8 protein-coding genes are annotated in these 8,965 nt (G+C 67.5%); 5 read left to right on the top strand and 3 right to left on the bottom strand.

The window, feature by feature from the left end; genetic code table 11:
- Both VFP86_12920 and ligD read left to right on the top strand, forming a co-directional pair.
- Positions 1 to 400: DUF72 domain-containing protein (locus VFP86_12920; GenBank protein ID HET9000542.1), on the top strand; the 400-nt coding region annotated here is incomplete at its 5' end.
- Positions 401 to 479: 79 nt separating this feature from the next.
- Positions 480 to 3,164 carry a non-homologous end-joining DNA ligase gene (ligD, locus tag VFP86_12915; protein ID HET9000541.1) on the top strand — a complete coding sequence of 895 codons (2,685 nt, stop codon included), beginning with the start codon at positions 480 to 482 and terminating at the stop codon, positions 3,162 to 3,164.
- A gap of 81 nt (positions 3,165 to 3,245) precedes the next feature.
- Here ligD and VFP86_12910 read toward each other — a convergent pair whose 3' ends face one another.
- Complete coding sequence (locus VFP86_12910; protein HET9000540.1) at positions 3,246 to 3,608, bottom strand: hypothetical protein; 363 nt, start codon at positions 3,606 to 3,608, stop codon at positions 3,246 to 3,248.
- Positions 3,609 to 3,815: 207 nt separating this feature from the next.
- On the opposite strand from VFP86_12910, the gene VFP86_12905 reads away from it, so the two are divergent.
- The 3 genes from VFP86_12905 to VFP86_12895 all read left to right on the top strand — a co-directional run bounded on the left by VFP86_12905 (position 3,816) and on the right by VFP86_12895 (position 7,520).
- On the top strand, positions 3,816 to 5,456 hold the full coding sequence (locus VFP86_12905; GenBank protein HET9000539.1) for a histidine kinase: 1,641 nt from the start codon (positions 3,816 to 3,818) through the stop codon (positions 5,454 to 5,456).
- 371 nt (positions 5,457 to 5,827) lie between these two features.
- On the top strand, positions 5,828 to 6,484 hold the full coding sequence (locus VFP86_12900) for a response regulator transcription factor (GenBank protein HET9000538.1): 657 nt from the start codon (positions 5,828 to 5,830) through the stop codon (positions 6,482 to 6,484).
- Between the two features lie 88 nt (positions 6,485 to 6,572).
- Positions 6,573 to 7,520, top strand: a complete 948-nt coding sequence (locus tag VFP86_12895) for a branched-chain amino acid transaminase (protein ID HET9000537.1) — start codon at positions 6,573 to 6,575, stop codon at positions 7,518 to 7,520.
- An 18-nt stretch (positions 7,521 to 7,538) separates the two neighbouring features.
- On the opposite strand, the gene VFP86_12890 is transcribed toward VFP86_12895, so the two are convergent.
- Together VFP86_12890 and VFP86_12885 are read right to left on the bottom strand one after the other, a co-directional pair.
- A complete protein-coding gene (locus VFP86_12890; GenBank protein ID HET9000536.1) occupies positions 7,539 to 8,381 on the bottom strand; it encodes a carbon-nitrogen hydrolase family protein in 843 nt (280 codons plus the stop codon).
- Between the two features lie 58 nt (positions 8,382 to 8,439).
- The coding region (locus tag VFP86_12885; protein HET9000535.1) for a YhjD/YihY/BrkB family envelope integrity protein at positions 8,440 to 8,965 on the bottom strand (526 nt) is incomplete at its 5' end.

Genomic DNA, 8,965 nt, shown 5'->3' with positions numbered 1-8,965 from the left:
GGTGCTCTTCCAGTTGCCGCCGTCGCTGCGCTGCGACCTCGCGCTGCTCGAGAGTTTCCTCTCCACGCTCCGGCCGCTCCCGTACGTGGCGATGGAGTTTCGGCACGCCAGCTGGCATCAGGACGCGGTCTATGATCTGCTACGCCGGCACCGCGTCGCGCTCTGCATCGCCGAGGACGAGAGCGCGTGCGAGCCGCTCGTCCATACCGCGCCGTTCGCCTATTATCGGCTCCACCGGCTCCGGTACACGGACGAGCAGCTGCAGGCGTGGGCCGAGCACCTGCGCGCCCACCCGCAGATCCGGCCCGCCTTCTGCTACTTTACGCACGAGACCGGCCCCGAGGCGGTGACGTACGCGCGGACGCTGATGAGCCTCATGGGCGGCGGCCACACTCTCTGATCGCGCCGCGCCGTCTACCTCATTGGTCGAAGCTTCACCCGGAGCCCCGCGGCGTGCGCGGTTTTGATACCATCACCGTGTGGGCCTGGAGGAATACCAGCGTAAGCGGCGGTTTTCGGAGACCCCCGAACCCAAGGGTGCGCCGGGTGCGGTAGCGGGGCACCCGAAGTTTGTCGTGCAGGAGCACCACGCCCGGAACGTGCACTGGGATCTCCGGCTCGAGATGGAAGGAGTCCTCCGTTCGTGGGCGATCCCCAAGGGGCCATCGCTCGACCCCGCCGAGAAGCGCCTCGCGGTGCACGTCGAGGACCACCCGGTCGAGTACGGAGAGTTCGAGGGCATCATCCCTCCGGGGAACTACGGCGCCGGCACGGTCATGCTCTGGGACCGCGGGACCTACGCCTGCGTCGAAGGCGATCCGGCCGAGGCGTTCCGCCGGGGGAAGCTCACGCTGGTCATGCTCGGGGAAAAGCTGCGGGGCGAATTTCACTTCGTGCAGACGAAGCGCAACAACGGCCGCGACTGGCTGTTGTTCAAAGGGAAAGACCAGTTTGCGACGTCAGACTACGACCCGGCCGGCACGCGATCGGTCAAGAGCGGCCGGACGATCGAAGAGATCGCCGCCGACAAGGACGCCCGCTGGACATCGTCGGAGCCCGCCCCACCCGAATCGACCCCCGCAGATCCGTTCCCCGAGCCGTTTCGGCCGATGCTCGCGCAGTCTTCGGAGAAACCCTTCAGCCGGGAGGGCTGGTTCTTTGAGATCAAGTGGGACGGCGTCCGAGCGCTGGGGTTTGTGCGCCGGCGAGGCGCGGCGCGTGATGTCGCCGTGTACAGCCGCACGGGACACCGGTTGAACGCCCAGTTCCCTGAGATCGTGGAGACGCTCGCCGCTCTGGACCGGGACAGCGTCGTCCTCGACGGCGAGATCTTCGCCCCCGACGACCGCGGGAAACCGGACTTTGTGCGCCTGCAGCAGCGTCTGCACCTGGGTCAGGAGGCCGACGTGCGGGAGGCCGCGGAGCGCATTGCGGTGTTCTACGCGGTCTTCGACTGCCTGTATCTCGACGGCCGCGACCTGCGGCCCCTCCCGTTCCGAGAACGCCGCCGGGCGCTTGAAGGGCTCGCGCTGCCGCCGGGCATGCTTCGGAGTGACGCGGTGGAAGGCGACGGCAAGACGCTGTTCCAGGCCGCGCTCCAGCACGGTCTGGAGGGGATCATCGCCAAGCGATCCACGAGCGCCTACCGGCCGGGGATCCGGAGCGCCGACTGGCAGAAGATCAAGGTGCGGCGCACGCTCGACGCGGTCGTCGCCGGGATGACCCGCGGCAAGGGGCATCGCCAGGGAACCTTCGGCGCGCTCGTGCTCGGCCAATACGACCCGGCCACGGGCGCCCTCGTCCACATCGGGCAGACGGGAGGCGGGCTGCGGGATGACGATCTCCGGCTCCTCCGAGAGCGGCTCGAGCCGCTCGTGACCACGACGTGCCCCTTCGCGATTCCTCCCACCACGCTGCAGCCGGCGACGTGGGTCAAGCCGGAGGTGGTGGTCGAGGTGGAGTACTTGGAGTTTACGCCGGACGGCGTGCTGCGCGCGCCCGTGTTCAAGGGCGTGCGAGACGATGTCCGCGCCTCAGAGGTGCACTGGAGGGCCCACGCCTCGGCGCGCAACGGGGATGATCCCGCGCTTCCGGCGTCGAGCGGTCCGAAGAGCGGCGGACCGGTCCCTGCGCCGGCGCCCGCTCCACCGCGCCGCCATTCCCCGCGGGGAGCGGAGGTCGCGTTCACCAACCTGGACAAGGTGTTCTTCCCGGAGCTTGGGCTGACCAAGGGCGACGTGATCGCGTACTATCGCCGGATCGCCCCCTATATCCTCCCGCATCTCAAAGACCGCCCGCTGACGCTGCGGCGGTGGCCGAACGGGATCGATGGCGAGGATTTCTTTCAGAAAGACGTGGACGACGCTCCGGCGTTTGCGCGGACGGAACGGGTGTGGTCATCGGATGGAAAGCGGGATCTCCATCTGGTGATCTGCAACGACGAGACGACCCTGCTCTGGTTGGCTCAGCTCGGGTGCATCGAGATGCACGCGTGGTTTTCCCGGATCGCCCCGGTCCCCGGCCGCCGCAAAGACCGCCCCGCCACGACGTTCGCAGGGTCGGAGGATGCGATCGAGCGGAGCACGCTCAACTATCCCGATGTAGTGGTCTTCGACATCGACCCATTCCTGTTTCCCGAGGGCACGGGGCCGACGAAGCGGCACGGAGAGTATGACCCCGACTACACGCGCAAGGGGTTCGAGGCGGCGCGGAAAGCCGTGCTCACGCTGGGGAAGGCGCTCGACGACCTGGGGCTCCGCGCGTTTCTCAAGACCTCGGGCAAGACCGGGCTTCACGTGTTCATCCCGATCGTCCGACAGTACACGTACGGCCAAACGCACGCTTTTGCGAAGACCATGACGACGTGGCTCGCCGGCCAGCATCCCGAGATGCTGACCACGGCCTGGTCGGTCCGTGACCGCGTGGGCAAAGTGTTCCTCGATTACAATCAGAACCTGCGGGGGAAAACCCTAGCGAGCGTCTACAGCCTGCGGCCCGTCGCGCAGGCGACGGTGAGCGTGCCGGTGACGTGGGAGGAGGTGCGGGCCGGGTTCGACCCGCTGCAGTGGACGATCGCGACGGTCTTCGACCGGCTCGAACGCGTGGGTGAACTATGGGGGGAGCTCCTCGACGCGGCGCAGGGGCTCGACGTGAAACCTCGGTAAGGCACTACCGTTGAAGCGCAGGTATCGGCGTCTGCTTGATCCTGGCGGCCAGGCCCGCAGCCCACCAGCAGCCTGATTCCATCAGGGCACGAGTGCAGGCAGGGGAACGGAGCCCGACCAGGCGGTGGAGCCCAAGCCCGGACGCAGCGAGGCGGTCACGAGCCATTCGGCCTCCCATCGCTCGCCCGTATGCCGGAAGTATTCTCCAACCGCTTCGAGCGGATCGCCGGCAGCGAGGAGTTCGCGGACCCGGCACGCCGATGGCGGGTGGAGCTGTCCTGCGGCTTGCTCGGAGACGTACGAGGCGATTTGGGCGAGGCACTCCGGTTCGCTCGCCGCGACGGCCGCGAAGCGCGCGCCGTCGACCGCGCAGACGATGGACACGTAGAGCAGCTCGCCCTGACTCTCCGCGCGGCCACGATTGTTGGACTTTCGTGTTGGCATTGCGTACCTCCATGATACTCTGTGGGGCGCACCTCTGCCGCGCATTATTCATAGCACGCGGCCGTTCCACGATACGCCATCCAGGAGAGGAGATCTTTCCCCCGCCAGATGACCAGGTCGCTTCCGTTGGGACGGGATTGCCCGGCCGGGCGCGGCAAGAGTATGATGGGTGCGTTCCCTCGTCGCTGAGATGGGAGTGTGCGTCCGATGCGCTCGACTGACCTTCGTCCTGCTGAGATCGCGGCGCGGTACGGGTCCGGCGAAGCGCATCCGGCGAACGACGCGCGATTCATCCGGCTCGCGGAGAACGCGTCGGATATCATCTTCCATTACCGGTACAAACCCACACGCCGTTTCGAGTACGTGAACCCCGCGGTCACGACCATCACCGGCTTTACTCCCGAGGAGTGTTACGCCGATCCCGACCTCGGCATTACGGTGGTGCACCCTGAGGATCGGCCGCTTCTCGAGTCTGCGGCCTCCGACCCCGCCTCTGCCGCCGTACCGTTGACGTTTCGGCTGGTCCGCAAGGACGGGGAGATCGTCTGGGTGGAACGTCGCGTGATCCCGATCCTGAATGAGGCCAACGAGGTCATAGCCGTCGAAGGGATCGTGCGCGACATCACCCAACGTGTCCTCACCCAGCAGACCCTGGAGCGGGTGGTCGAAGAGCGCACACGCGAGATCGAGCGGCGGCGGCGGGTGGCGCAGAGCATGCGGGAGACCCTGGCGGTGCTCAACTCGGACCGCTCGACCGCTGAGATCCTGGACCATATCGTCGGGCAGGCGATTCCCTTGCTCGCCGCCAGCGCTGCGGCCATCTACCGGCTCAATCCATCCGAGCAGAGCCTCCGCGTGAGCTCGGCGGAGGGGCTCGATCCCGACTACGTGGCGCGGATGGAGATCCCCGTTGGCAAGGGGCCGGTCGGGGAGGCGGTGCTGCACCGCCGGCCTGTGGCGGCTCCGGACCTGCCGGGGAAATTCCTCGAGATCTCCGACCAGCTCGACCCCGTGAGGCGAACCCTGATCGGGCGTTTGGCAGCGCAGTACCGCGCCTTGATCGCCGTCCCGCTGATGGTCAAGGACGAGATCTACGGAGCGCTCGTCGTCTTCTACAGGGAGCCGCGCGAGTTCTCCGCCGAGGAGACGGCGTTGACGATGGCGCTGGGCGATCAGGTGGCGCTGGCCATCGAGAACGCCCGGCTCCGGGCGGATCTGCAGGAGACCGCGGCGACGGCCGAACGAACACGTCTGGCCCGGGACCTCCACGATTCGGTGACCCAGACGCTCTTCTCGGTGAACCTGATCGCCGGCGTCCTTCCTCGCCTGTGGGAGCGCAATCCAGAGGAGGGACGGCGGCGCCTGGAAGATCTCCGGGAGCTCGCACGGGGAGCGCTGGCCGAGATGCGGACGCTCCTCCTGGAACTCCGCCCAACCGCACTGCTCGAGATGCAGCTCGACGCCCTGATGCAGCAGCTGGCCGAGGCCACGATGGGGCGAGGCAGGCTTCCGGTCGCCGTTACCGTTGACGGTCTGGGATGCGCGCCGCCGGAGGTGCGGCTCGCATTGTACCGGATCGCCCAAGAGGCGCTGAACAACGCGGCGAAGCACGCGGCCGCGACCCGGTCCACCTTGGCCGCCCGCTGGACCCCGGATTCCGCGAGCCTGATCATCAGCGACGATGGCCGGGGGTTCGATCCAACGAGTGTCTCCCACGCGCACCTTGGTCTGGGGATCATGCGGGAGCGCGCGGATGCGATCGGCGCCGTGCTCACGGTCAAGAGCGACATGGGACGCGGCACGATCGTGGAGGTAAACTGGACGGCTGGGACGCCGGCGAAGCGCTGAAACCACGTGTCCAGGGGCCAAACGCTTCCCGTTACACATGAATGCGCCTGGCCAGATGGCCGGGTCAAAGACTCCTCCGCCGTCCAGCCTGGGGGCTTGCCACGTGCATGGCGCTTCCACGGGCGACCGGGGACTACCATATCGTGTAGGATGACGTTCGCCACACTCCGTCGGGTCTTGATGTTGGGCGTGCATCTCTTGGACACCGCGGACGCCTATACGTGGGGGCTGCACCGAGAGTCCGGGGCCTTCCGGGCTGCGTGTGCCGCGCAACTGGTCGCGGCGGCCATGGATCGTCGTCCATCGCCGGCGCAGATACGCCGCCGCAATCGCCTCATCACGTGGACGGGCCGTGAGAAGCGGCAGCCGCGATGACGACTCCCCAACGCATCCGCGTGCTGATTGTGGACGACCACGCCGTCGTCCGCAGTGGCCTGGCGACATTCCTGCAGGCGTTCGACGACTTCGAGCTGGTCGGCGAAGCCGGCGACGGGGCCGAGGCCGTTCGGCGGTGCGCGCAGGTGTCTCCGGATGTGATCCTGATGGACCTCTTGATGCCGGAGATGGATGGCATCGCCGCGACGCGTGCGATCCGCGAGCGCCACCCGGATGTGCAGGTGATCGCGCTCACCAGCTTCCAGGACCAGGACAGGGTCCAGGCGGCGCTGGACGCGGGGGCGCTCGGATACCTTCTCAAGAACGTCTCCGCCGACGAGCTCGCCCGCGCGATTCGGTTCGCTCGGGCCGGCCGGCCCACGCTCGCGCCGGAAGCGACGCAGGTGCTGATTCACGCCGCCACGCGTCCCCCCGAGCCGGGCCATGACCTCACCCCGCGAGAACGCGAGGTGCTCGTGCTGATGACTGGGGGGCTCAACAACGTGCAGATCGCAAAGCGCTTGGTGGTCAACCGGTCGACCGCAAAGTTCCATGTCAGCAATATCCTCACCAAGCTGGGCGTCGCCAGCCGGACCGAGGCCGTGGCCCTCGCGCTGACACACCACTTGGTCCCTGAGCGGGAGAGCCGGTAACCGGTCCGCGAGAGGCGCGCGGGCGGCCCTTGACCGCGGGCAGCGCGCCCCCATAGAATCGTCCCAGGTGCAGAGAGAGGAGCGGTGCATGGCCACACACCCGAAGTTCCTATGGTTCAACGGCGCGATCGTGCCCTGGGAGGATGCCAAGGTCCACGTCTCGACCGCGACGGTCCTGCGCGGTGCGAACGTCTTCGAGGGCGTCCGCGCCTACTGGAACACGGACGAGCGCGAGCTCTACATCTTCCGCAACGACGAGCACATGGCGCGTCTGTGGAACTCTACGAAGATCATGCGCATGACCGTGCCTTGGACCAAGGAGGAGCTCACCCGCGCGCAGATCGAGGTGATCCGCGCGAACGGCTTCGAGGGGACCGTGTGGTTCCGGCTCACACTGTATGTGGGCGACGGCGAGGACGTCTGGCCGCCGGAGCAGGCGCCGATCGGCGGCTTCATCACTCCCCGGCTGGCACCGCACTCGCCGGGGATCTTCGAGGGCATCGATTCAAACATCAGCAGCTGGACCCGGATCGGGGACACCACGGTCCCACCGCGTGTGAAGGCGGGCGCCAACTACCACAACTCCCGGTTCGCCGTCATGGAGGCCCGCACCAACGGGTACTCCAGCCAGCCGATCTTTCTGAACGAGCGGGGCAAAGTGTCGGAGGGCCCGGGCGCCTGCCTGTGCATGGTCCGCGACGAGGTGCTCGTCACAGCGCCCGTGACCGCGAACATCCTCGAGTCGATCACCCGGGTGACGGTGCTCGAGCTGGCGCGGGACGCACTCGGGCTCAAGGTCCAGGAGCGCGAGATCGATCGGACTGAGCTCTACATTGCCGACGAGGTCTTCTTCTGCGGCAGCGGGTGGGAGATCACGCCGGTCAGATCGATCGACCGCTACCCGATCGGGAAGGGGCAGCCGGGTCCGCTGACCAAGCGGCTTCAGGAGGTCTACTTCTCGGTGGCCGAGGGGCGCGTGCCGCAGTACCGCCGCTGGCTCACGCCGGTCTATCGCCCGGTCAAGACGCCCGCCTGACCGCCCGGCGCAAGGGGACTACGCAGGCGCGGAGGTCACGCGGGGCGCGCGCACGCCGGGGCTGCGCTGCACATAGATCTCTTCCCGCCGCTGGCGGAGCAGCGGAAGCTTCTCCCGCACGGCGGCGATACGGTCGAGGTGCACATCTCCGAAGATGAGCCCTTCCGTCTCGCCTCCGGCGGCTACGGCGACGCCCATGGGATCCACGATCCGGCTGCATCCTGCGAAGATGTTGCCGACCTGGTCCGCGGCGGCGATGAACACGGTGTTCTCGATGGCCCGAGCCCGAATGAGCGTGTCCCAGTGATCTTCCTTGAGCGCTCCCACCACCCAGGCGGCAGGGAGGAGGATCACCTCGGCGCCGTCTAGCGCGAGCATCCGCATCAGTTCCGGGAAGCGAAGTTCGTAGCACACCAAGAGGCCGAGCGTCCCGAGCGATGTGCGGATCGTCCGGGGTGGGGCGTCGCCCGGAACGATCTGATCGGACTCACGGTAGCCAAACGCATCGTACAGATGGGTCTTGCGGTATGAGAGCAGGAGCGACCCGTCCGGGCCGAGCAGAATCGTCGTATTGTAGGCCCGGACGCGTTCCCCCGGAGCCGATTCCCAGACACCGCATCCGACGTAGAGGTTTTGCGCGCGGGCCTCTCGAGCCAGCTGAGAGACGAACGGGCCGTCGAGGGGCTCGGCCACGCTGGCGCGCGCAACGCCGGGTGAGCGGTCGAGGAACGCCATATAGACTTCCGGCATCAGCAGCAGGTCGGCGCCCCCCCGGCGCGCCTCGCGGATGGCCCGGAGGGCCCCGGCGAGGGTCTCGTCTTTTCGGGGACACGACTTCAACTGACCGAGCGCGATGCGCATCAGAACCTCCGCCGCGGGTCCGCGTCGTGTCGCGGGGATGCCGCCGATAATAGTTGGTTCACCGTGCGGGAGGAGGTCCCTGCGCCGCCGGCGCCGGTGGTGCGACCGGCTGCCGCCACCTCGGGTCTCCCGCCCGCGGCCATACCGTGTTTTGGGCGACGAACTCCGCTCCAAGCAGGAAGCTGGCGGAGAGACCGTACACCCACACGAGCAACGCGACGATCACCGCAAGCGAATGGTACAGCGAAGAGTAGTCGGCGACCGTCCCCAGATACCAGCTGATGCCATACGCGATCGTGTGCCAGACCACAGCCGCGACGACCGCACCGGGCAGCGCATCTCGCCACCGCACGGGCACGCTGGAGAGGAACCGATAGGCGGTCCAGAAGATGCCGAACTGCGCGAGTCCCGTGGCGATGGTGAGGGCGTTACCGGTGCCGCGTGGTGGCGTGCGCGGCCACCCCAACAGGACTCCGATCTCGGAGGTCCGGATGAACCGAAACACATACACGGTGCCGATGAGCATCCCGAGGAAGATCAGGAGCGAGGCGGCCATCGTCAGCACCCCGACCAGAAACCGGACA

This window comes from bacterium (assembly GCA_035703895.1).
GTDB lineage: Bacteria > Sysuimicrobiota > Sysuimicrobiia > Sysuimicrobiales > Segetimicrobiaceae > Segetimicrobium.
Note: the sequence above shows the minus strand (reverse complement) of the source record. Positions and strands in the feature narration are given on the sequence as shown.

Bases quoted from the DNA above. Each gene is read 5' to 3' on its own strand.
- VFP86_12905 (HET9000539.1), top strand. From the start codon at position 3,816: ATGCGCTCGACTGACCTTCGTCCTGCTGAGATCGCGGCGCGGTACGGG.
- VFP86_12910 (HET9000540.1), bottom strand. From the start codon at position 3,608: ATGCCAACACGAAAGTCCAACAATCGTGGCCGCGCGGAGAGTCAGGGC.
- VFP86_12900 (HET9000538.1), top strand. From the start codon at position 5,828: ATGACGACTCCCCAACGCATCCGCGTGCTGATTGTGGACGACCACGCC.
- VFP86_12890 (HET9000536.1), bottom strand. From the start codon at position 8,381: ATGCGCATCGCGCTCGGTCAGTTGAAGTCGTGTCCCCGAAAAGACGAG.
- VFP86_12895 (HET9000537.1), top strand. From the start codon at position 6,573: ATGGCCACACACCCGAAGTTCCTATGGTTCAACGGCGCGATCGTGCCC.